At 55.9% G+C, this 19,386-nt stretch carries 26 protein-coding genes and 2 pseudogenes; 14 read left to right on the forward strand and 14 right to left on the reverse strand.

Going from position 1 to position 19,386, the window contains the following annotated elements; all coding sequences use genetic code 11:
* Nucleotides 1-42 precede the first annotated feature (42 nt).
* The gene (locus ACQRBV_RS21380; RefSeq protein WP_104993819.1) at nt 43-543 is read left to right on the forward strand and encodes a CinA family protein; all 501 of its coding nucleotides are present in this window, start codon (nt 43-45) and stop codon (nt 541-543) included.
* 94 nt (nt 544-637) lie between these two features.
* Here the strand turns inward: ACQRBV_RS21380 and ACQRBV_RS21385 are convergent, their stop codons facing one another.
* From ACQRBV_RS21385 to ACQRBV_RS21395, 3 genes and pseudogenes are all read right to left on the reverse strand, one after another.
* The gene (locus ACQRBV_RS21385) at nt 638-907 is read right to left on the reverse strand and encodes a DUF6555 family protein (protein ID WP_244383466.1); all 270 of its coding nucleotides are present in this window, start codon (nt 905-907) and stop codon (nt 638-640) included.
* Between the two features lie 123 nt (nt 908-1,030).
* Entirely contained in the window at nt 1,031-1,582 is a 552-nt protein-coding gene (locus ACQRBV_RS21390; protein WP_060753027.1) for an ATP-dependent Clp protease proteolytic subunit, read from the reverse strand.
* 297 nt (nt 1,583-1,879) lie between these two features.
* Nucleotides 1,880-2,032 (reverse strand): annotated as a pseudogene (locus ACQRBV_RS21395) (general stress protein); the annotation flags it as partial.
* Between the two features lie 327 nt (nt 2,033-2,359).
* On the opposite strand from ACQRBV_RS21395, the gene ACQRBV_RS21400 reads away from it, so the two are divergent.
* From ACQRBV_RS21400 to ACQRBV_RS21420, 5 genes are all read left to right on the forward strand, one after another.
* Complete coding sequence (locus ACQRBV_RS21400) at nt 2,360-2,581, forward strand: PLD nuclease N-terminal domain-containing protein (protein WP_060753029.1); 222 nt, start codon at nt 2,360-2,362, stop codon at nt 2,579-2,581.
* Nucleotides 2,582-2,609: 28 nt separating this feature from the next.
* Entirely contained in the window at nt 2,610-2,801 is a 192-nt protein-coding gene (locus ACQRBV_RS21405) for a hypothetical protein (RefSeq protein WP_411984151.1), read from the forward strand.
* A 148-nt stretch (nt 2,802-2,949) separates the two neighbouring features.
* On the forward strand, nt 2,950-4,326 hold the full coding sequence (locus ACQRBV_RS21410) for an iron-containing redox enzyme family protein (RefSeq protein ID WP_411984150.1): 1,377 nt from the start codon (nt 2,950-2,952) through the stop codon (nt 4,324-4,326).
* Nucleotides 4,327-4,345: 19 nt separating this feature from the next.
* Nucleotides 4,346-5,326 carry a methyltransferase gene (locus tag ACQRBV_RS21415; RefSeq protein ID WP_411984149.1) on the forward strand — a complete coding sequence of 327 codons (981 nt, stop codon included), beginning with the start codon at nt 4,346-4,348 and terminating at the stop codon, nt 5,324-5,326.
* 6 nt (nt 5,327-5,332) lie between these two features.
* Entirely contained in the window at nt 5,333-6,451 is a 1,119-nt protein-coding gene (locus ACQRBV_RS21420) for a carboxylate-amine ligase (protein ID WP_411984148.1), read from the forward strand.
* 301 nt (nt 6,452-6,752) lie between these two features.
* Here ACQRBV_RS21420 and ACQRBV_RS21425 read toward each other — a convergent pair whose 3' ends face one another.
* Nucleotides 6,753-6,935, reverse strand: coding sequence for a general stress protein (locus tag ACQRBV_RS21425; protein ID WP_060753033.1), 183 nt, complete (start codon nt 6,933-6,935; stop codon nt 6,753-6,755).
* A gap of 750 nt (nt 6,936-7,685) precedes the next feature.
* Between ACQRBV_RS21425 and ACQRBV_RS21430 the strand changes: the two genes are divergently transcribed.
* Together ACQRBV_RS21430 and ACQRBV_RS21435 are read left to right on the forward strand one after the other, a co-directional pair.
* A complete protein-coding gene (locus tag ACQRBV_RS21430; RefSeq protein WP_411984147.1) occupies nt 7,686-8,570 on the forward strand; it encodes a manganese catalase family protein in 885 nt (294 codons plus the stop codon).
* Between the two features lie 140 nt (nt 8,571-8,710).
* Nucleotides 8,711-9,568, forward strand: coding sequence for an SDR family oxidoreductase (locus ACQRBV_RS21435; protein WP_411984146.1), 858 nt, complete (start codon nt 8,711-8,713; stop codon nt 9,566-9,568).
* A gap of 103 nt (nt 9,569-9,671) precedes the next feature.
* On the opposite strand, the gene ACQRBV_RS21440 is transcribed toward ACQRBV_RS21435, so the two are convergent.
* The 5 genes and pseudogenes from ACQRBV_RS21440 to ACQRBV_RS21460 form a co-directional block, all read right to left on the reverse strand.
* The gene (locus ACQRBV_RS21440) at nt 9,672-9,911 is read right to left on the reverse strand and encodes a hypothetical protein (protein ID WP_060753037.1); all 240 of its coding nucleotides are present in this window, start codon (nt 9,909-9,911) and stop codon (nt 9,672-9,674) included.
* A 1-nt stretch (nt 9,912) separates the two neighbouring features.
* The gene (locus tag ACQRBV_RS21445; RefSeq protein WP_060753038.1) at nt 9,913-10,161 is read right to left on the reverse strand and encodes a DUF6555 family protein; all 249 of its coding nucleotides are present in this window, start codon (nt 10,159-10,161) and stop codon (nt 9,913-9,915) included.
* 100 nt (nt 10,162-10,261) lie between these two features.
* Nucleotides 10,262-10,543: a hypothetical protein gene (locus ACQRBV_RS21450; RefSeq protein ID WP_161548052.1), complete on the reverse strand. Its 282-nt coding sequence runs from the start codon at nt 10,541-10,543 to the stop codon at nt 10,262-10,264.
* Between the two features lie 106 nt (nt 10,544-10,649).
* Nucleotides 10,650-10,955: pseudogene (locus ACQRBV_RS21455) on the reverse strand (DUF1264 domain-containing protein); the annotation flags it as partial.
* 9 nt (nt 10,956-10,964) lie between these two features.
* Complete coding sequence (locus tag ACQRBV_RS21460; RefSeq protein ID WP_411984145.1) at nt 10,965-11,246, reverse strand: hypothetical protein; 282 nt, start codon at nt 11,244-11,246, stop codon at nt 10,965-10,967.
* Between the two features lie 221 nt (nt 11,247-11,467).
* On the opposite strand from ACQRBV_RS21460, the gene ACQRBV_RS21465 reads away from it, so the two are divergent.
* The gene (locus tag ACQRBV_RS21465) at nt 11,468-12,607 is read left to right on the forward strand and encodes a glutathione-independent formaldehyde dehydrogenase (protein ID WP_198761321.1); all 1,140 of its coding nucleotides are present in this window, start codon (nt 11,468-11,470) and stop codon (nt 12,605-12,607) included.
* Between the two features lie 37 nt (nt 12,608-12,644).
* A complete protein-coding gene (locus tag ACQRBV_RS21470) occupies nt 12,645-12,797 on the forward strand; it encodes a hypothetical protein (RefSeq protein WP_411984144.1) in 153 nt (50 codons plus the stop codon).
* 96 nt (nt 12,798-12,893) lie between these two features.
* Here the strand turns inward: ACQRBV_RS21470 and ACQRBV_RS21475 are convergent, their stop codons facing one another.
* Both ACQRBV_RS21475 and ACQRBV_RS21480 read right to left on the reverse strand, forming a co-directional pair.
* Entirely contained in the window at nt 12,894-13,448 is a 555-nt protein-coding gene (locus tag ACQRBV_RS21475) for a hypothetical protein (protein WP_411984143.1), read from the reverse strand.
* Nucleotides 13,449-13,899: 451 nt separating this feature from the next.
* Nucleotides 13,900-14,790 (reverse strand): LysR family transcriptional regulator, encoded by an 891-nt coding sequence (locus ACQRBV_RS21480; RefSeq protein ID WP_411984142.1) that lies wholly within the window; start codon nt 14,788-14,790, stop codon nt 13,900-13,902.
* Nucleotides 14,791-14,969: 179 nt separating this feature from the next.
* Here ACQRBV_RS21480 and ACQRBV_RS21485 point away from each other — a divergent pair, with 179 nt between their 5' ends.
* Nucleotides 14,970-15,722: a hydroxypyruvate isomerase family protein gene (locus ACQRBV_RS21485; protein ID WP_411984141.1), complete on the forward strand. Its 753-nt coding sequence runs from the start codon at nt 14,970-14,972 to the stop codon at nt 15,720-15,722.
* A gap of 20 nt (nt 15,723-15,742) precedes the next feature.
* Here the strand turns inward: ACQRBV_RS21485 and ACQRBV_RS21490 are convergent, their stop codons facing one another.
* The 3 genes from ACQRBV_RS21490 to ACQRBV_RS21500 form a co-directional block, all read right to left on the reverse strand.
* Nucleotides 15,743-16,285: a hypothetical protein gene (locus ACQRBV_RS21490; protein ID WP_205343848.1), complete on the reverse strand. Its 543-nt coding sequence runs from the start codon at nt 16,283-16,285 to the stop codon at nt 15,743-15,745.
* A gap of 76 nt (nt 16,286-16,361) precedes the next feature.
* Nucleotides 16,362-16,652 carry a LysR family transcriptional regulator gene (locus ACQRBV_RS21495; protein WP_161548070.1) on the reverse strand — a complete coding sequence of 97 codons (291 nt, stop codon included), beginning with the start codon at nt 16,650-16,652 and terminating at the stop codon, nt 16,362-16,364.
* Nucleotides 16,642-17,061: an antibiotic biosynthesis monooxygenase gene (locus ACQRBV_RS21500; protein ID WP_427877929.1), complete on the reverse strand. Its 420-nt coding sequence runs from the start codon at nt 17,059-17,061 to the stop codon at nt 16,642-16,644. Before ACQRBV_RS21500 ends, ACQRBV_RS21495 begins: the two co-directional genes overlap by 11 nt.
* Nucleotides 17,062-17,271: 210 nt before the next feature.
* Between ACQRBV_RS21500 and ACQRBV_RS21505 the strand changes: the two genes are divergently transcribed.
* The 3 genes from ACQRBV_RS21505 to ACQRBV_RS21515 all read left to right on the forward strand — a co-directional run bounded on the left by ACQRBV_RS21505 (nt 17,272) and on the right by ACQRBV_RS21515 (nt 19,288).
* Nucleotides 17,272-18,105, forward strand: a complete 834-nt coding sequence (locus ACQRBV_RS21505; RefSeq protein WP_411984140.1) for a phytanoyl-CoA dioxygenase family protein — start codon at nt 17,272-17,274, stop codon at nt 18,103-18,105.
* Between the two features lie 13 nt (nt 18,106-18,118).
* Complete coding sequence (locus ACQRBV_RS21510) at nt 18,119-18,535, forward strand: RidA family protein (RefSeq protein ID WP_411984139.1); 417 nt, start codon at nt 18,119-18,121, stop codon at nt 18,533-18,535.
* Nucleotides 18,536-18,625: 90 nt separating this feature from the next.
* The gene (locus ACQRBV_RS21515; RefSeq protein ID WP_411984138.1) at nt 18,626-19,288 is read left to right on the forward strand and encodes a TetR/AcrR family transcriptional regulator; all 663 of its coding nucleotides are present in this window, start codon (nt 18,626-18,628) and stop codon (nt 19,286-19,288) included.
* Nucleotides 19,289-19,386: the final 98 nt, after the last annotated feature.

Raw genomic sequence — 19,386 nt, forward strand, 5'->3', positions numbered from 1 at the left:
TCATTTTTATGTACGACACAGTCCATAGGCAGAGGGGCCGGAATGAGCATCGCCACTTCAACTGTCCAGTTCCTGGAATCCAAGGGTTTAGTGATCACCACCGCTGAATCCTGCACCGCCGGCAAGATCATCACGCTGCTTTCGCAGATTGAAGGGAGCGGATCGTTCATAGACAGTGGCTACATTGTCTATTCGCCCGAAGCAAAACAGCGGCTGCTGAAGGTGCGTCCGTACACCATCGAAACGTTCAACTTGACCAGTTGCGAGGTGGCCAGGGAAATGGCCCAAGGTGCGTTGTGCGATAGCGCCGCTGACGTGGCCGTTGCAACGACTGGCATCCTGGGCCCGGATGACGTCGATGGTATCCCGGCCGGAACGATCTGCTTTGCCTGGGCTTATCGGGCCCCGCAGGGTTTGTGCCTGTTCAGTCGAAAGGAGCGTTTTATCGGCTCGCGCGAGCAGGTGCAGATGTACGCTGCGGAGTACGCACTCAAATGCCTGCCTTATTTCTACGATCGTGCGTGGGCCGGGGAGAGGGGGTGAAGGGCACAACTTTGGGTAAACATCGAGCGTGATTGGCCCGCACTGAGTGCGGGCTGTTTTTTATGGACTTGATATCAGTATTAGAACGCCATGTTTATTCGGGCGGAGGCGGCGTATAGGGTTGTGCGACAAATGGAATATTCCCTGAGGGACGCCATCTCACATTTTCAAGCCCATAACGTTCAGCGAGCGGTTTGCTTATGCGTTTGATCTTATCGTTGCGCGACTTGGGGATGATACCTATCCCTGCATCGCAACATGCCCAGTGCCACGCCTCTTCATTGGTCATGGCTTCACTTCTTATTATGAAAGATTTAGGGGCGTGATGAAGTTCATACTCGATAATATATAACGTGTTTTTCATGTGAGCTCCTTCTGAATGTTGTCATCAAGTCAGAAAGTGTTCTGAGTTCGAAGCGGCTTTCCTTCGCGTTTCTTGATAGGGCCTTCGTTGCCTGGCTAGGGTTGCCTGGCTAGGGTTGCCTGGCTAGGAATGAATGAAGCTGCATACACATTCCGCCGGGATGACGGGCAATTCGATTGCATGGATGAGGCCGCTGGCCAGCGCCTGATGTGGATCAAGAATGCGCGGGGCGGCGATCAAGTAGTTTTCGGTGTCCAGCTTTTCAATGGCCTGCGCGGTTCGCTGCGCAACGATGCGCGCATACAACTGCAAGTCATAGTCCAGGCTCATGGCGTACTCCGACATGCGCGAATGATCCACGGCGCCCTGTACATGCCAATGAAACGGATGGAACAGGAACTTGCTGTGCTCGCACGCCGTTCTGCGTTCGCCCGCCAGGAAAATGATATTGCCCATCGATTCCACGGTGCCCAGGTTGTGCGTATGCACCGGAATCGGCAGGGCCAGTAAAAAGTTGTACATCGTGAAGCCATAACTGCACTCACCGCCCATGGTCGCGATGTTCACGATCAAGCCGGTCGCGTTCTGCTGGACAGCCAATGACGATTTTTCGATGAGTTGGCTGCAGGTCGACGCGTTGACCGGGCCTGTGAAGTTGATGATATGCAAAGGCATAAGGCACCTCTGAGTCAGGGATGGCTACCGTTGATGAATAACCAGCACTGCTACGGAGTTCGTTCACAGATGGGAGGTGTCTGTGAGGAGCGGACAGTGGCTTCCGCATGCTCGACAGTTTCCATCCGCTCATAACAATTCGGGGGGGTCGGCAGTGTCTTGGCGGCGTCTACCGCTCGCGTTTCACGGGCGGTCGCTGGTTGAGGGGCGTGTCGCTGAGGCTCGGGTGCCGCATGCATGGTGTGTTCTCCAGCTTGAAATGAAGGGGCAGCCCAGGCCGCCCCCCGTTTGGGTCACTTACGACTTGCGCCCGCCGCCATGGCTGTTCTGGCCACCTTTACGGCCAGCCTCAGAGGCTTTTTCACGATCATTGGCAAAGTTGCCGCCAGACGCCTGGCCGCCTTTTTTGCCGGCTTCGGCAGCCTTTTCATGATCGTTGGCGAAATTTCCAGGGTTCTTATTGCTGGTAGTCATGATAGATCTCCACAATGAGTTGTCGTTTCGCTAGTTGCACCTTGATGCAGCGAACATCTATTCGGATAAGCCTGCGTTGGCAATCGTTTTGATAATTTCCGGAAATGCCGATAAACGGTAAAGAGCGGCTTAAAACTTATACAAAACGATTTAAATCACACCGCTTCGTATAACTTTTTCAAGCGTGCGATATTAAACTAATAGCATGTAGCCGCTTCGCTTAGTGTGAACGACGGCGTTTAAAAATAATGAACCCTGCCAGTTTATGCATGACCTAACGCTGCATAACCCGGAGGTGTCCCCATGCAAACCACTTACTTTTGGATAGGCTTGGCCGTCGTTCTCATACTCCTCGATTTATGGATCATCAACAGCGTCTGGCGCAGTGACGACCCCTCGGGGCGCAAGGCAGGCTGGACCGCGATTGTGGTGCTGTTGCCGTTTTTAGGCGCGGCAATATGGGCCATTGCCGGCCCGCGCGGCGTCACCAAGGGGCCGTCCTCGCCCGAACACAGCAAGGGTTGATTACCAGCCAGCCGAGGAGGCCATGCCGATGCAGGCGCAATCCACTCCCACTCAAGCCGGAACCGACTCCCCTGAACAGCTGCCGGAAAAAGACGTCGGCCAGGGGCTCACCGATGACGAACGCGTGTCCCGGGAGGGTGGTGAGGGCAACGCGGATTCAAACGGTTACGGCGCACGGGTGACACCGGGCCCGGAAGACGAAAAACGCTTGAAGCCTTGACCCCTGCGCCCTTGGTCAGACCTTGGTGCACACCGATGGAATTATTGAGCAGGGGGCGGCTCTCTCCTTATAGAAGCGCCCAAAGGCGTCGCGTACCAGGTATTGGCATCCGCCGAGACCTGAATAAAAAATTGTGGATGGACCGCTTATGACTGTCTTTCAAACCCTGCAAAGTGCATCTCAGTGGCAGCATGAAGGCCCGTTGCGCAGTGAGTACCAACGCCTGCTCACCGATTGGGACACGGGGGCCGCGCAATCGGCGGCAGATTTTCTGCAGGCGCAGCTGGCTCAGGTCAGCACCACTGAAGACACTTCATTGCCCGCGTCGCCCGACCAACTGATGAGTTGGGTCGAACTCAATTGCACCGCTGTGGCCGAGCAATATGCGCAGTATTTGCAAGAGCGGCAGCAAGGCGGCGGCCGACGCTATTTCCAGAACAAAGCCCATGCCCTGTACTTCCTGCAGTGCGTGGCGCCGACTAAACAAGTCGATGGTGCCTGGCTCTACGGGGTACTCAGCCATTGGCAGGATTACCGCTATGACGGGCTTGTGACCACCTACCTGGAAGAACTCGGCGATGGGGAACTGGCACAAAACCATGTGTCGATTTACCAACGCCTGCTGGCCGAGCAAGACTGTGACGGCGATTTCGGCTGGCAGGATCAGCACTTTCACCAAGGCGCCATTCAGTTGGCCCTGGGGCAGAGCGCCGCATCGCACATGCCGGAGATCCTGGGCTACAACCTGGGTTACGAGCAGCTGCCGTTGCACCTGTTGATCTGCGCCTATGAACTCAAGGAACTGGGCATCGACCCCTATTATTTCAGCCTGCATGTCACCATCGACAACGCCAGCAGCGGTCATGCCCGACGCGCCGTGCAGGCGGTGCTGGGGTTGATGCCGAACGGCATGGATGCGACCGAATATTGGCAGCGGGTACGCCGTGGTTATCAGTTGAACGATCTGGGGCTGGGCACTACCGCGGTGATCCAGGCGTTCGACCTCGAACACGAGCTGGTGGCCATGCTTGAACGCAAGCGGCCGTTTGCCCAGCACATGCATTCGGACTACTGCCGCTTTGAAGGCAAGACCGTCAACCAATGGCTAGCCCAGCCCGGCCAAGTGCGCGGGTTCTTGCAGGCCCTTGAGAATAAGGGTTGGATCAAGCGAAACCAGTCCCCCGAAGACAGTCGTTTCTGGCAGTTGATCGAGGGCGCGGGCGCTGCGATGTTCGGCGTCTTCAGCGGCTATGAAAAACAACTGCTGCGCGACTGGATCGCCGGAGATTGGCGCGACGCCAGCGCGATTGCACGCCCACGCCCGGTGCGGCCGGTGTCGTCAGGCACCCACGAGCCTACGCCGGATGACCCTGAAACCTGCGCCTTGCGCCAGGCCCTGGCCCGGCATAACGGCGAGCGGCAGTTGGGCCTGTTGTTACCGTGGCTGGCGCCTCACCGCCATCATCGTCCCGCCGGTTTGTATGCGACCCGGCGCTTTATTGAATTGCGCGCGAGCCTGCGCTGATCGACAAGGAAGCCTGACCATGGTCGACTCGCTGTTGTGTTCAACACCCCCTGTGTCATCGGCTCAAGCACAGGCTGACCGGGCGCTGTTGCGCCTGGGCCGCCGTTTGCAGGCCGAGGACTATCACTTCATCACGCCCACGCCTCTGACTCACCAGCGCGTCATTGCCCGGTGGGACAATGCACCGGCCAGCGACCTGCGCGGGATTTTCGGTTGGTCGCGGCCCTTCGATACGCAGGTATTCGAGGCAGCCGAGCTGCAGGAGCTGCAACAGGCGAGAGTTATCGTCAAGGCGCACGGCCGTTGGCGCAGTACGGTGCGTTGGTCGAGCCTGGGGCCTTTGTTGCTGGCGCATTCGGCGTTTCCGACCGAGGAGGCCGATTCGGTATTTTTCGGCCCCGACACTTACCGTTTTGCCCGTGTGATTGACGCCTGCCTGCGCCAACGCTTCGCGCCGATTCGCCGGGCCGTGGACATCGGCTGCGGTTCAGGCGCCGCTGCCTTGATGGTGGCGCGTGCCCGTCCTGAGGCGGAAGTGTTCGCGGTGGACATCAACCCGAAGGCGCTGCGCCTGAGTGCGGTCAACGCCGAATTGGCCGAGGTGCCGAACGTCAGCGTGTACCACAGTGATGTGCTCGACAGCCTCGACGGCCGCTTTGATCTGATCCTCGCCAACCCACCCTATATGAAGGACAGCCAGCAGCGCGCCTATCGCCATGGCGGCGGTGAGCTGGGCGAGGCGTTGTCGCTGCGCATCCTGCGTGAAGCCTTGCCCCGCCTGGAGCGCGACGGCACCTTGCTGCTCTACACCGGCGTGGCAATGGTGGAGGGGCGTGATGTGTTTCTTGAAGCCGCTCGCGCCATGCTGACCGGCGATGAGTTTGGCTGGACCTACGAGGAGCTTGACCCCGATGTGTTCGGCGAAGAGCTGGAGCAGCCGGGCTATGAGCGCGTCGACCGCATCGCTGCGGTGGTGCTCACTGTGACTCGGCTGAGCTGAGTGCCCATGGATCGCGCACAGCGCTTCGGCATCGAAGAAGAATATTTCCTCACCGATTTGCACAGCCGGCGCATGCTCGCCGAACCGTCAGCCGAAGTGCTCGCGGTGTGCCGCGAGGCGATTGGCGAGGGCTTTTCCTATGAGATGTTCCAGGGCCAGGTCGAGGTCGCATCGCCGGTGTTTACCGACACCCCAGAGGCTGCGGCTTACCTTGGCCGGGTGCGCCGCGAGTTGAGTCAGGCACTGGCCGAGCATGGGCTGGGCTTCATATGCAGCGGCGCGCACCCGTTGGCCGATTGGCAGGCGCAACGCGCTACGCCCCAGGCGCATTTCCAACGCTTGTTCGAGGAGTTCCAGAGCGTCGCGCAGCGCAGCGTGCTCAGTGGGCTGCATGTCCATGCAGAGATCCCGGTGGGGGTGGATCGCATCGCCGTGTTGAACGAGGTGCTGCCTGGGTTGCCGATGTTGTTGGCCCTCAGCGTTTCCTCACCGTTGTGGCAGGGCCAGCCCAACGGCTATTGCAGTTATCGGCAGGTGGTCTGCGATGAATGGCCACGCATGGGCATTCCTGAATATCTGCCGGATGAGCCGAGCTTCGAGCGCTACCTGAATATGTTGAAGCGTAGCGGGGCGTTGGCCGCTGACGCGAATGTGTGGTGGGGTTGCCGACCCTCGTCGAGCTACCCGACGCTGGAGTTGCGCATGACCGATGCGTGCCCGCGCTTGAGCGATGCGCTGGCCTTGGCCGGGCTGTTCCGGGTGATGATCAAACACGCCTGCCAGCTACCGGCCCCCGGCAGCCAGTACAGCCTGGAGCGGCATTGGTTGCTCAAGGAAAACCGCATTCAAGCGCGACGCTGGGGCCGCCATGCGCGCTTTGTACTGGCGCCGGACACAGAGCCCGTATCGCTTGAACAATGGCTGGTGCTGGCGCAGCAAGAATGGGGCGATACCGCCCGTGCGGTGGGCGAGGAGGGCGTGTTCGAGCAGATACGGCAAATGCTGCGCGACGGCACCAGTGCCGAGCGTCAGCTACGTGCCTTCGATGCGCCGGGCGCGTCTGCCTTGCAACGCGGGCAAGCGGTGGTTGATCTGTTGTTGGAAGAAAGTTGCCAGCGCTTATAAGACGAAAATTGATCAGGTTACTTATCGGCACAAAGCACACGGAAATATGCAATAACCAGTCTTAGGTCGCGATATTTAAAGTTGAAACACAAGCGCGAGCACAGTCACTCAAGCGTGCTGCCCACCGAACTAAATGAATGCACTAAAACCAATTATAAAAACAAATCAGCATGTCGATCATTTAAATAGCAGTAAGGTGCCCAAGCCGCTTATGCCTTGCGCAATATAGCGTGAGGCCTCGGTGAAGACTATGCCAGACCGAAACCGAAGGGGCGGCAAAGCCGCCCCCATGCACGGTCACTCAAGAACCCGATTTACGGCCACCGCCGTGGCTCTGTTGGCCGCCCTTGCGCCCGGCTTCAGAGGCTTTTTCGCGATCATTGGCAAAATTGCCACCTGACGATTGGCCGCCTTTTTTCCCGGCTTCGGAAGCCTTTTCGCGGTCATTGGCAAAGTTACCCGAGTTTTTATTACCTGTAGTCATGATAATTCTCCAGTCACTAAGTTGGCGCTTCGTTAGTTGCCCGTTTCGCAACGGACATTTACTCCGATATCGGGCGATGGAAAAACGTTTTACAAATTTCGGGGTGTGGCGACGAACGGCGATTAATACTGAAAACTTATACAAAAATGATCTTCGCTTGCCGCTTCGTATAAGTTTTGCAGGGACGAAACAGAGGTGTTACCGGTAATGGCTACTTAATCATTGCAGCCTATCGATAACTTACGGCCGTTCGTCCTTCGCGTGGCACTTGAAACTTTCGCAAGATTCCAAATGAGTTCATACGCGCACACAGGAGACGCTTGCCATGAACCACGACTCATCCAATGGCCAAGACCAACCGTTTGAAGAATCGCCTGCACCGAATGAGGACGGTTGCGTCCTGGGAACGGCGGGGCGCAACGAAGATCCCAACGCCACGACTGACTGGGACCATCCCGACGACACCTGCGCTGAAGATGCCCAACTCCGGCAAGGCCCGCGAGGCCCGCGAGGCCGCGTTGCCGCCCAATGGCACGCCTGGGATCGACACCGTGCCTGCGCCGCAAAAGCACCGCGCCGATTGAACGCGAGCGCTCTAGAACGCCGCTTCGCTTGAAGCTCGGCGCTTGACCGCTGGTCGCAGCGCCGGGGTTTATTTTGAAATTATTCAACCGGCGGTTGCTTCACATGAAGGTAGGGCGAGTGTCCGCAACGGGCGCCGCCCCCTTCCTGAGCTGAGGAGATTTGTTCATGTTTCTACATAACAAGCGACTTCAATACACCGTACGCGTCGCCGAGCCCAACCCGGGCCTGGCGAACCTTTTACTCGAGCAGTTTGGCGGCGCCCAAGGCGAGTTGGCAGCGGCCTCCCGCTATTTCACCCAAGCCCTGTCGGAAGACGACCCAGGGCGTAAAGACTTGTTGATGGACATCGCCACTGAAGAACTCAGCCACCTGGAAATCGTCGGCTCGATCATCGTCATGCTCAACAAGGGGGCCAAAGGTCGCCTGGCGGAAGGCGTGGAGGAGGAGGGTGAGTTGTACCGCTCGCTGAACGGTGCCGGCAATGATTCCCACATCACCAGCCTCTTGTACGGTGCCGGTGCGCCGCTGATCAACAGCGCCGGGGTGCCATGGAGCGCCGCCTACGTTGACACCATCGGCGAGCCCACGGCCGACATGCGCTCCAATATCGCCGCGGAAGCCCGCGCCAAGATCGTCTACGAGCGATTGATGAACGTCACCGACGACCCAGGCGTCAAGGATGCGCTGGGCTTTTTGATGACGCGCGAAATCGCCCACCAGATTTCCTTTGAAAAGGCCTTGCATGCGATCCAGCCGAACTTTCCCCAAGGCAAGTTACCCGGCAAGCCTGAGTTCGCACAGGTCTATTACAACATGTCGCAAGGTGCGGAAAGTGTGCGCGGCCCATGGAACCAGGGCGACGATTGGGAATTCGTCGAGGCCCCTCAACCGGCGGTCGACGGTGGCGATGGAACGGCCAGTGTGCAGCTGGACGAGGCAGACGAAGCCGTGCTGGCTGCGATGAAAATCCGCACGGTGTCAGACCCCCTCAGCGACCCGATCACCGGCGCCGATCTGGGCATGGGGTTGCAGCCCAAGCCCGAGTTCTGACCCAGGCCCTGTGGCGAGGGAACCAGCCCCTCGCCACGGGTTGCTCTCGTGCGGCACGGTTATCCGATTAACCGCACATCCATCTGAACTTCCCCTCCCGACGCACCCTCGCAACATTAATCACGACTGGAGAAAACACGATGAATCACTATCCAACACCACCGTTCAAAACCCAGCAACAGCCGGTGCCCGGTGAACAGCGCAAGATGGACCCGATGCCCGATTGTGGTGAACAGACCTACAAAGGCTCAGGCCGGCTCGCCAACAAAATCGCCTTGGTCACGGGCGCCGACAGCGGCATCGGCCGTGCGGTGGCCATCGCGTTCGCCCGTGAAGGCGCGGATGTGGCGGTTTCTTACCTGGACGAGCATGAAGACGCCAAGGAGACCGCACGCTGGGTCGAGGCGGCGGGGCGGCAATGCCTGCTGTTGCCCGGCGACTTGGGCAACGCGCAGCAGTGCACGGCGATCGTCAACGATACCGTGGAGAAGTTCGGGCGTATCGATGTGCTGGTCAACAATGCAGCCTTCCAGATGACCTACCAATCGCTGGAAGACATTCCCGACGAGGACTGGCTGAAAACCTTCAACGTCAACGTCACCGCGATGTTCCGCATATGTAAGGCCGCGTTGCCGCACATGGCCGAAGGCAGCTCGATCATCAACACCAGCTCGGTCAATTCCGACATGCCCAACCCCACGTTGTTGCCGTATGCCGCGAGCAAAGGCGCGATCGCCAACTTCACCGCGGGCCTGGCGCAAATGCTCGGCGAGCGCGGTATTCGCGTTAACAGCGTGGCTCCCGGACCCATCTGGACGCCGTTGATCGTGTCGACCATGACTGAGGATCAGGTGAAAAACTTCGGCGGCAACACACCGCTGGGACGCCCCGGTCAACCGGTCGAAGTGGCGCCCATCTATGTACTGCTGGCATCGGACGAGGGCAGTTATATCTCCGGCGAACGCTACGGCGTGACGGGGGGCAAACCGATTCTCTGAATGAACACCGCCCTGGAGAGGCAAACCTCGACCAGGGCGGTGTTGTCTCAGGCAGACCTTTAAAAAACCGAATCAGGGGCCTTGAAATCGCTAGGGCTGACGGTTATTTGCGCCGCGCCCGGTGGATACGCATCCATTCTCGATAGGCCGCGGTCCGCTGCGCATCCGCGAGCCGCTTGGCTTCGGTGAAGCGCGCCCATGTCTGTGCATCACCGCTGTACGACTCAATGATTTTATAGGCTTGCGCATCCAGTCGATCGGCTTCGAAAAACATCTGGTTGTTGCGCTCGACCTCGTCCTCACGCTCTTGTGTGCTGGTGTAACCCAGTGTCTGGCTGATCATGTCAAGCCTCCGCCCATTGAATCTGCTGCGCAGTACTCCAGCGTACGTCGCTGATGCCGTATTTCTCCGCCATGGGTTTGGAGACTCGCTTGAGGGCTTGCCGACCAAATCTGGGGATGATAGCTACCCCTGCATCGCAACTGGCCCAATGCCAAGCCTCGGCATTGTTCATTTGCGCCGCCCGTACGATGAAAGACTTCGGTTCGCCGTGAAGCTGATAGTCAATGGTGAATAGATCGTTGTGTTTCATGAGGCCTCCCTATGCTCATGAAGTACAGATATTTGACGTCAAAAAAAATTCAAAAGAATTGTCCAACAATTCGATAGGTGACCCGATCACCTCACGATGCTCAGTCATCCACTGTGAAAGTTACCCAACCGCCTGCATCTGCGGGCCGCTCGATCTCGGCGATAACGCCGCTGACAGAGGTGCCGTCGGGCAGGTTGACGGTGACAAAGTTGGGGTGCCCCGGCCACTCCAATGGGCTATCGAAGTTCAACCGCGCAACGGTCGGCTTGCCACTGCTGGTCAGTTGGATCTCGACCGATTCATTCAGGCATTCATCCGAGGGTGTCCCCAGATGGCGCGAGGCAGTTATCACGCTGGCAGTACCTTGGAAGTCGTAAGACATGCTGGGTTACCTCGTAAAAGGGGGGGGCCGCTGCCCCCGAGTTGGGGTGTTGCGGTAGAGAAGGGGGCGGCGATGATCGTTCCATCCAAATGCACGAGTGGTGCTATCAGTGTTGATGGGCCTTCAACGTCGGGTCGGTGATCTGGATAACATCGCCCTGACGCCATGCGTCCGCACCGGGGGCGATGGGAGGCGCAGTAATGTCGGCGCGAGCGCGCTTCTTTTCGGCGCTGTCGATACGCATACGCTGATCGCGTTCGGCAACCATGCGCGGGTCGGCCTGGCCTTCGGCGGTAAACCCCATCATCAACTGAGGCACGCCCAGTGGCAGGCGTTTATCGAGATCGGTATGCCAGGTGTGCCAAGTCTTGCCGTAGGTGTGCACCAGTTTTTCCATCAGGGCGTGCTCGGCCTCAAAACGCTACCGAGGTTGCGGCTCGATATCCAACAGCAGATCGCCGCTGGGCAGTGGCTCGGCGTGCTGTACCACGCCACGGCAGGCGCTGCCGTGCCATTCAAAGGCAATGCTATGGGCGTGTTTCAGCTGCGACGGCCATGGCGGGGCGAGCCGTAGCTGGAAGCCGGGCGCCTTGTCGATCTTCTGCGCCAGGCACTCGGTAGTGAGTGTGTTGACCCCGAACAGCGTGTCTAGCAGGTATTCAATTGTGATCGGCTGCTGCGTCGTGTCCATAGCGTTCGACATAGGAGTTCCTCGTTTTATCAGCTCCAGAGGTGAAAGCAGGGAAGGCCGCCCAAACAGGAACAGAGAGACTCGATGAGGAATAATTCAGATTTTTTGAGCGTTCATCCAAAGCACCGCTCGTCAGACTTGATGCGATTTTCTTGAACATACGAATTGCTCTCTCGGACAGATTAAACATGTGCTGACGAAAACTCTTTTCGTCTTGCCCCTGGGAGAACGCAATGAAAGCCATCGTTTATAACGGCCCTCGTGACGTCAGCGTGCAAAATGTTCCGGATGCCAAAATCGAGAAACCCACCGATATTCTGGTGCGAGTCACCACCACCAATATCTGCGGATCTGATCTTCACATGTATGAAGGCCGGACTTCCTTTGAGACGGGAAGGGTGTTTGGCCACGAGAACCTGGGGGAGGTCATTGAAATTGGCTCCGGTGTAGATCGGGTCAAGGTCGGTGACCGGGTGTGCTTGCCTTTCAATATTGGCTGCGGGTTCTGTGAAAACTGTGAAAAAGGCCTGACCGGGTTCTGCCTGACGGCTAATCCGGGCACTGCGGGCGCTGCCTATGGGTTCGCCGACATGGGGCCTTATCAGGGCGGCCAGGCAGAATTGCTGCGGGTGCCGTATGGTGATTTCAACTGCCTGGTGTTACCCGAAGATGCGCAAGAGCGCGAAGAAGATTACGTCATGCTCTCCGATATCTTCCCGACAGGCTGGCACGCCACTGAATTAGCCGGCCTGTTGCCGGGCGAAAGCATTGCCATCTACGGCGCCGGCCCGGTGGGCTTGATGGCCGCGCACTCAGCCATGATCAAGGGCGCGTCCCAGGTGTTCGTGGTCGACAATCACCCTGATCGCTTGAAGCTGGCGGCCCAGATGGGCGCAACGCCGATCAACGCGCTGGAAAAAGAAGCCGTGGATCAGATATTGAACCTGACCCAGGGCAAAGGTACCGATCGTGGTTGTGAGTGCGTCGGTTATCAATGCTGCGACCGCCACGGTCATGAAGCCAATCACCTGACCATGAATAATCTTGTGGCCTCGACCAAGGCGACTGGCGGAATCGGCGTCGTCGGCGTATTCGTACCGCAAGACCCAGGGGCAAAAAATGAGCTGGCGAAGGAGGGCAAGATGGCCTTCGATTTCGGTGCATTCTGGTTCAAGGGCCAGCAGATCCGGACCGGGCAGGCCAACGTCAAAGCCTACAATCGTCGTTTGGCCGAGCTTATCCATCACGGACGTGCAAAGCCGTCGCAGATCATCTCTCATCGCCTCACACTTGCTGAAGGGCCAGAGGCCTACCAGCATTTCGACGCGCGTGACGATGGCTGGACGAAAGTTGTGCTCAAACCCGCAGCTTAAGCAGGGGGCAGGGCACACTGATTACGGGAGAACGATCATGAAAAAGCTCCATCTGTGTTTGGGCTTGTGCAGCGTATTCATGCTTCATGGGTGTTTTGACAATGCCGATAATGCGACGAAGAAAAACACCAGTGGAACCAAGTCTTCTGTGCAGATGCAGGAGGGCAAGGCAGACGAGAGCAAACAATAGCTGGGAGGCTTCGGGCAATTCGATAACTCGACTAAATAGTCATTTAGCATAGTTATATTATTTAGCTATTAGAGTGGAGTAGGGCAGACCTAAACTTTAAGAGGATTTTCCGGCCCTTAAGAGAGCCTGGAAAGCTTCTGCAGTGGCTTGTTCCGCCTCTTTGATTTGGTTGAGAACCGCCATAAGGTGCTGGGAAATTTCTTCTTCTAACGCCGAGGCTGGTAGATCAGCTAGGAGGCTCGACATCTTTTTTAGACGGTTCACTTGTGAGAATGCATTCGCAAGCCTGTTGTTGACTGTCTCGCTGAAGATGTCAGCTTTATCTAAGAATTGAGATGGTAGATCGATGGTGATTTTCGACGCTTGAGTAGCCAAATCTTTTCGGGCGTGTTCATCATTTAGCACGTCCAGTAAGTATGTTTGGTCGCTATCAGAAGGCACCACATAGCATCTGAATTTTGCGATTTCTATCTGGGTAGCTCCAACCGGTGTTGTCATGATCTGAGCTAGGAGCTTCGCGCTTGCGGCCCGTTCACGTTTTCTTTGAGCCTTGTCAAAGCTCCAGATAATAAGTGCGATGATTGCAGCAGCAGCCGTTGCGACAGCAGCTACAGCGTCCCAGTCGATTTTCCATTCTGTGCAAAGCCACATGCAATTTCTCCGTCAATAGGTGAGGCAACTTTTGTCGGGCGGCATTCAAGCACGCAGTGATCAGCATCGCCAAGCTGAAAGCAGGAGGCGCCGTCAGGCTTCAAATCTGACCACCAGAGCCCTCCAGATCGGTATATGCAGGTTCGCATAATGTATATTATGTTAAATCATGTATCTGGATATCCAATGCCACTAACCCTAGGTCACGTTTGCACAGACCCCGTATCCCGAAACCAGTAATTTGAAATCTCATCCTCATCTATGAGATGGCCGGGCTTCCATCGTCCAAAAGCGATGTTTGCGATTCGTTTATCGCACGATATGTTCCTCCCCTCCCCCTGGAGCTTAAACAGATACATCTCTGCACTCGCGACAATCGGCTCGACACAGGCCGATGGCAATACGGATGCGCGGGGACATAGGAGCAGAGGCACTGCACCTCCATCGACTATTAGTCAGGATCTTTGCTGAAAAAACCCGTTGTTTGAGCAAACTCAATGAATCGCTTGTTTGCGACAGACAAGTATTCGTTAGCTCGCCAACACAGGCTGAAACTCATGGTCTGTGCCGGTTTGAATGGAATACCCACCATGCCGGGTACGCTCTGTTGAATGGAGCGCAGCAGCGTAGAGGCCCCGATGCCGTCCAGTGTGGCCTTGATGACCAGTGATACGAAATTGCTTTGCAAGGCTATTCGATAGTCGACTCCTGCAGCGTCGCAGAAGCTGTCGAACAGGTGGCGTTGCAGGAAGGTCTGGTCAAACAGCACCATTTTCTGATCTTGCAGATGCCAGGCCTCGATAAACGCCTCGCCCGAAAGTAGGTGGCTATCGCTCATGCACAACACCATCTCGTCGGTGCCTAGCAGAACCGAGTCCCATCCGCTCTTGACTCGACGAGACTCCAATAGGGCCACATCGATATCACGGTTTTCCAGGCGCTGGCTGATGTCATCCGCACTGCCTTCAACCACCGTCATCACGATGCCTGGATAGCGCGTGCCAAAAGCGTTCAGCACTTGCGGAATGTAGTGGATTCCAAACATCGGAGGCACGCCGAGACGAATCTCACCACTGTGTAAATGCGCCATATCCCGCAACTCCTGGCGGGCCATGTCTAACTCGAGCAAAGCGACTTCGACATGTGCAAGAAAGCTTTTTCCTTCAGCCGTCACGGTTACTTGTCGTGCCGCACGGTTGAAAAGCGTCACGCCCAGCTCCTCCTCCAAGCGCGTGATAGCCATGCTCAACGCGGGTTGGGCGATGTGCAAGCTCTGGGCGGCTTTGGTGAAGCTACCTTGCCGCGCAACTTCTACGCAGCCCATCAAGGCTTTGAGGTTCATGACAGTCATACTCGGCTCGAAACCCCAAGCATAACAATTAGTGATCATACAAATCACAACATAGTATTTTTCGTGATGAAGGCATCTCGTTAATATGCCTGCGATGACTTCGTTGTCGAATTCTTGAGGTCAGCGTCCACGTCGATGACTGCCTCTTTCAAAAATGGATTTTTTACCGAATGCTCAAGTTCAATGCTCATCTCGGCTTTCAATTTAACGATTTGCCTTTTCTCCAGCGTATAGAAGCGGCTGCCGCTGCTGGATTCAAGGCGGTGGAGTTTCCGTCTCCTTATGAATTTGAAGCCAGTCACTTAGCCGCACATCTGACTCAATACTCTCTGCCTCTCATCCAATTTGCCGCACCGGCCGGCGTTACCAAGGGCATTGCGGCGCTGCAAGGCAAGGAAGAAGAGTTTCGTGCAGGTTTAGCCCTGGCCGCCAGGTATGCGAAGGTGTTGCGTTGCTCAAACGTGCACATCATGTCTGGGATTACGACGCAAGTCTCGGCTGCGTCCAGCTTCATGAGCAACCTGGAATATGCAGTCAAGTATTTTGAAGATCAGGGGATACGGACCCTGATTGAAGTGATAAGCCCAAAAGAAATCCCGGGGTACTACCTGTCGGATTTCAGCCAGGCGCAACGGGTGCTGGAGACCTTCCCGAGTATTGGACTGATCCTTGATCTTTACCATGCACAGTTATTGACCGGCGACGCGGCAACTATTCTGGATCAGTTTTATGAGCGTACCGTCCACGTGCAGATTGCAGACTGCCCAGGTCGCCACGAGCCGGGGACAGGCCTGATAAATTTTGCTGAATTGTTTGCGACTCTGGAGCAGCGTGGGTACGCCGGATGGATCGGATGTGAATACCGTCCCTCCAGCACTACAGCTGCAAGCCTGGACTGGCTCAAGTTGCAAAATACGATGTAATCGAATGCAGTACCCAACCATCAAACCAGAAATGATATCCCCGCCAAAAACAGGCCAAGGATCAATAATGCGGTGGTCAAGCGCGCACTCACCCTGAGAGCGGGCTGATGTTCAATGCTCTGGTTGATAGCAAAATACAACTTATTCAGAATCTGTTGTTCATCGAGATCATTTGACTGAAAAATCGAATCAATTACAGTTCCAGCATTTGGGAATGGATTATGCAAAAAGGGTGCAGCATCCACGGCACTTTGCTGTAAGGCTCTCGCAGACAGGAACGCAGATGAAACCAGCACTCCCAACGTCAGCACTGCACAAATTGCCTCTAACAGCGTGATTGCTTCAAGACTACTGACAGCGCTGAAGCGAAGCATGGCGGCATATAGGGTCACCGCGCCTGCGAGCGCACCCAAGGATAGAGTGAACATCAAGCGAAGGTATATAGTTACCAGGTTCCGTGACGCATCGACTTGTTCCAGATATATTTTGACCAGCGTTTCTATCGCCAGACGGCGGGCCTCAAATGCCAGTCGCCGCGAATCGGGAGTCACTGATGGCAACATTTAACCTCCTATATTTATTGTTAAATACCAGTACCAAAAAACTGCAGAAAAAAATACTCCTCCCCATAAAAACAATTTAACCATTAGAAAGCCTTAGTTCTAAGGATGTTTGTATGAGATACATTGCCGGCCCAAGGAGCGCAGCGATTTCCACAGCCAAGAACGTCGGCTCCATATACCGGCAACGCTGAACGAACAGCTGATCCTCAAACCTGTTGCGCAACTCACGGAGTACATTACTGACTGCCGGTTGAGTAACACCTAACAGGCAGGCTGCACGTGACACACTTTTCTCTTGATACACCATCATAAAAGTCAGCAACGAATTCAAGTCGATCTTTCGCAGAATCTGCTCATCAAATCTCATTGGTGCTCTCCTTGTCACAAAAATGAGTGTTGAAGCGCATTTCTCTGCACCGACCGGCGAAAATTTGAATCAACCTGGAAAGATCATCTTCAAAAAAATAACTCCTCATGAAATCGTCATTGACCCAATGACTATTCAACACCCATGGCTCGTCATTACGTTTACTTTGAAGAAGACCAAAGGAAAGACATCCAGGTAACTCTCTAAGCCGAGCGACTAGACTGGTCAGCTCTCTTTTTTTCGCATCATCTAAAGAAGAGGACATCAAGATTTTCACGGTACTTACAGCCTTACTCGAAGACATACGTTTCCCCTCATAATGTTTGGCGCAGGAAGGCATGAGGTGTTTCGAAAACCTCCCTTCATCAGGCCAGCCAAGCAATCTGGTTACGGCTCTGCTCGCAGACATTCAGTTACCGAACACCGTCTCTCCGTCGCCGATGAGCGCATGAAGCCACAAAGGCTCTCATGAGTCAACAATGACTCATAAGATTCACGTGCGCTCCTATCACAGCCTCCATGCAGTGCTGCTCAAAATTAACATAACGATCGTTGTCTTTAATCTGTGCGACTGCTAGGATCCTGATTGCCAAGTGGCATTTCCGAGGAGAAAGTTCTTATGCAACCCTCTGTGCGAAAGGCGTTCCTGGAAGACGGGGCCGTCCTGATCAAAGGTTTTCTCAACAAGGACCAGTTGGCCGAATGTCGGGCAGCTTATGACTGGGCTGTCGAGAATCATGGCCCTCACGCGACGCGAATGTTCGACGGAACTGAGCAACAGTCACACGTCGACAATGCCAATCCTGTCGCCAAGGCCCGCCTCGAAGAGCTGGTGACCACCCTGCCCTTTGGCGAGCTGTTTGCGCAGCTCTGGAACTCGGAGAATGTGTGGTACTTCGCCGAAGAAGTGTTTCTCAAAGCAGGTGGGCGCGGATCCCGCACGCTTTGGCATCAGGACACGTCGTATCTGCCTTGGGCCGGAAACCACTGGGCGAATGCCTGGATCAGCTTTGAATCAGTCCCTAAGAAAAACGCTTTGGAGATCATTCGAGGTTCACACAAAGGGCCGCGCTACGACGGCACCACGTTTCGCGATCCAAATGATCCGACTCAACCTTTGCACGGTGGCGATGCATTACCGCGTCTACCTGACATTGAGGCTCTGCGCCAAAACGACCCCAAGGCATTCGACATCATTTCGTGGGCCACCGAGCCTGGCGATATCGTCCTGCTGCATCCTGGTTCACTCCATGGCGGCGCGCCGGTGGATGAAGCCTTCCCGAATCGTCACACCTTCGTCTTCCGTTTTTTTGGCGACGACGCCAGTTTTCATCCACTTCCAGAGCAAAGCGTCTCCGGATATCCGCCGCAGGGCGTGCTGTTCCATGAGGAATTGTCGACTCTGAAAGCCGGCGACGCTTTCCGCCACCCCACGTTCCGCCAATTACTATAAGAGGAGCAATGAAATGAGCACTCAAGACCTGCAACGTCAATCCATCAACCCTGGTCACACCCAGGCGATCTACGACAACTTCCACTTTTCCCAGGCAACACGTGTGGGGAACATGATCTGGGTGTCCGGCCAGGTTGGTATCGACGCCGCCATGGTTCCAGCCGAAGGTATCCAGGCACAATCCCATCTGGCGTTTCAGTCGTTGAGGACTATCCTCGAGGCTGCGGGCGCAAGCCTGGCCGATGTGGTCGAGTTAATGACTTTTCATACGGATCTCCAGGCTGAAGTGCATGCCTTTGGACAGGTAAAGGACGAGTACTTCCGTGAGCGTTATCCAGCCTGGACCGCTGTCGGCATTTCACAGCTGGCAATTCCCGGCTTGCGAGTGGAGGTCCGAGCCGTCGCGGTGATTGGCAGCGGCCGAATCTGAACGATTGCATGAGCTCGATGTGCCAGGCCAAAATGGCGTTCGCAGCCGCTGCCGGCTCAACGCCTTCAATCAACGGAACTCTCTTTTCTCATGCATGATGCCCAAGCGCCCTCCACGGATAGTCAGCATTCCACTGAACGTGATTCCACGCACGCTCCACGTCGGGGGCGCCCGGTAGGTAATCGTCTGGAAAAACGCGGTGAACTGTTGACCGCCGCCATCGAAGTCATCGCCCAGGAGGGCTATGCCGGGACTTCTTTGCGCAAAGTCGCCAGCCATGCTGGCTGTACCACTGGCGCCGTGACCTATTACTTTGCCAATAAGGAAGAAATGATCACGGCTGCTGCACAGAGTCTGTTCGACGAGTTCGACCATTTGCTCGATTCCGATCAGGAGAAAGTCGATGTCAGGGCAATGATCGAGCAATGGTTGAACCTGACCCAAGCCAACGACTCAGCCCGCTGGCTTGCCTTGTTTCAGATGCTCGCCCACGCACGGCATGAGCCGGTATTTGCCGACGTTATCCAGAAACGTTACTCGCGATTCCGAGAGAATCTCGCGGCCATTCTGGCCAAGGGGCAAACCCAAGGCATCATCCGCAAGGACCTTCCCGCCGATTTACTCGCGGATCAGCTCAGCGCACTGAGTGATGGCTGGATGATGATGCTACCCATCGAACCGGAACGTTTTGAACCCAACCGCAGCAAAGCGTTGATGGATGCCGTCATCACGCTGATCAGCCCTGCTCGGTAACCCCCTACCCGTCTTCAAACATCAACAAGGTTCGCTTCATTTGTGGAGCGGACGCTGCGTAACTGCGCCTTTCATCGCTCGAATCCACTGTTTATCGC

It is taken from the genome of Pseudomonas sp. R11F (assembly GCF_050312575.1).
Lineage (GTDB): Bacteria > Pseudomonadota > Gammaproteobacteria > Pseudomonadales > Pseudomonadaceae > Aquipseudomonas > Aquipseudomonas palleroniana.

What these genes read in the sequence shown, in the direction of transcription:
- ACQRBV_RS21485 (WP_411984141.1), top strand. Translation starts at nt 14,970, where the DNA reads ATGCTCAAGTTCAATGCTCATCTCGGCTTTCAATTTAACGATTTGCCT.
- ACQRBV_RS21380 (WP_104993819.1), top strand. Translation starts at nt 43, where the DNA reads ATGAGCATCGCCACTTCAACTGTCCAGTTCCTGGAATCCAAGGGTTTA.
- ACQRBV_RS21400 (WP_060753029.1), top strand. Translation starts at nt 2,360, where the DNA reads ATGCAAACCACTTACTTTTGGATAGGCTTGGCCGTCGTTCTCATACTC.
- ACQRBV_RS21460 (WP_411984145.1), bottom strand. Translation starts at nt 11,246, where the DNA reads ATGTCGAACGCTATGGACACGACGCAGCAGCCGATCACAATTGAATAC.
- ACQRBV_RS21430 (WP_411984147.1), top strand. Translation starts at nt 7,686, where the DNA reads ATGTTTCTACATAACAAGCGACTTCAATACACCGTACGCGTCGCCGAG.
- ACQRBV_RS21480 (WP_411984142.1), bottom strand. Translation starts at nt 14,790, where the DNA reads ATGAACCTCAAAGCCTTGATGGGCTGCGTAGAAGTTGCGCGGCAAGGT.
- ACQRBV_RS21415 (WP_411984149.1), top strand. Translation starts at nt 4,346, where the DNA reads ATGGTCGACTCGCTGTTGTGTTCAACACCCCCTGTGTCATCGGCTCAA.
- ACQRBV_RS21410 (WP_411984150.1), top strand. Translation starts at nt 2,950, where the DNA reads ATGACTGTCTTTCAAACCCTGCAAAGTGCATCTCAGTGGCAGCATGAA.
- ACQRBV_RS21510 (WP_411984139.1), top strand. Translation starts at nt 18,119, where the DNA reads ATGAGCACTCAAGACCTGCAACGTCAATCCATCAACCCTGGTCACACC.
- ACQRBV_RS21500 (WP_427877929.1), bottom strand. Translation starts at nt 17,061, where the DNA reads ATGTCTGCGAGCAGAGCCGTAACCAGATTGCTTGGCTGGCCTGATGAA.
- ACQRBV_RS21385 (WP_244383466.1), bottom strand. Translation starts at nt 907, where the DNA reads ATGAAAAACACGTTATATATTATCGAGTATGAACTTCATCACGCCCCT.
- ACQRBV_RS21495 (WP_161548070.1), bottom strand. Translation starts at nt 16,652, where the DNA reads ATGAGATTTGATGAGCAGATTCTGCGAAAGATCGACTTGAATTCGTTG.
- ACQRBV_RS21425 (WP_060753033.1), bottom strand. Translation starts at nt 6,935, where the DNA reads ATGACTACAGGTAATAAAAACTCGGGTAACTTTGCCAATGACCGCGAA.
- ACQRBV_RS21450 (WP_161548052.1), bottom strand. Translation starts at nt 10,543, where the DNA reads ATGTCTTACGACTTCCAAGGTACTGCCAGCGTGATAACTGCCTCGCGC.
- ACQRBV_RS21475 (WP_411984143.1), bottom strand. Translation starts at nt 13,448, where the DNA reads ATGTGGCTTTGCACAGAATGGAAAATCGACTGGGACGCTGTAGCTGCT.
- ACQRBV_RS21405 (WP_411984151.1), top strand. Translation starts at nt 2,610, where the DNA reads ATGCAGGCGCAATCCACTCCCACTCAAGCCGGAACCGACTCCCCTGAA.
- ACQRBV_RS21515 (WP_411984138.1), top strand. Translation starts at nt 18,626, where the DNA reads ATGCATGATGCCCAAGCGCCCTCCACGGATAGTCAGCATTCCACTGAA.
- ACQRBV_RS21440 (WP_060753037.1), bottom strand. Translation starts at nt 9,911, where the DNA reads ATGATCAGCCAGACACTGGGTTACACCAGCACACAAGAGCGTGAGGAC.
- ACQRBV_RS21505 (WP_411984140.1), top strand. Translation starts at nt 17,272, where the DNA reads ATGCAACCCTCTGTGCGAAAGGCGTTCCTGGAAGACGGGGCCGTCCTG.
- ACQRBV_RS21445 (WP_060753038.1), bottom strand. Translation starts at nt 10,161, where the DNA reads ATGAAACACAACGATCTATTCACCATTGACTATCAGCTTCACGGCGAA.
- ACQRBV_RS21470 (WP_411984144.1), top strand. Translation starts at nt 12,645, where the DNA reads ATGAAAAAGCTCCATCTGTGTTTGGGCTTGTGCAGCGTATTCATGCTT.
- ACQRBV_RS21490 (WP_205343848.1), bottom strand. Translation starts at nt 16,285, where the DNA reads ATGTTGCCATCAGTGACTCCCGATTCGCGGCGACTGGCATTTGAGGCC.
- ACQRBV_RS21465 (WP_198761321.1), top strand. Translation starts at nt 11,468, where the DNA reads ATGAAAGCCATCGTTTATAACGGCCCTCGTGACGTCAGCGTGCAAAAT.
- ACQRBV_RS21435 (WP_411984146.1), top strand. Translation starts at nt 8,711, where the DNA reads ATGAATCACTATCCAACACCACCGTTCAAAACCCAGCAACAGCCGGTG.
- ACQRBV_RS21390 (WP_060753027.1), bottom strand. Translation starts at nt 1,582, where the DNA reads ATGCCTTTGCATATCATCAACTTCACAGGCCCGGTCAACGCGTCGACC.
- ACQRBV_RS21420 (WP_411984148.1), top strand. Translation starts at nt 5,333, where the DNA reads ATGGATCGCGCACAGCGCTTCGGCATCGAAGAAGAATATTTCCTCACC.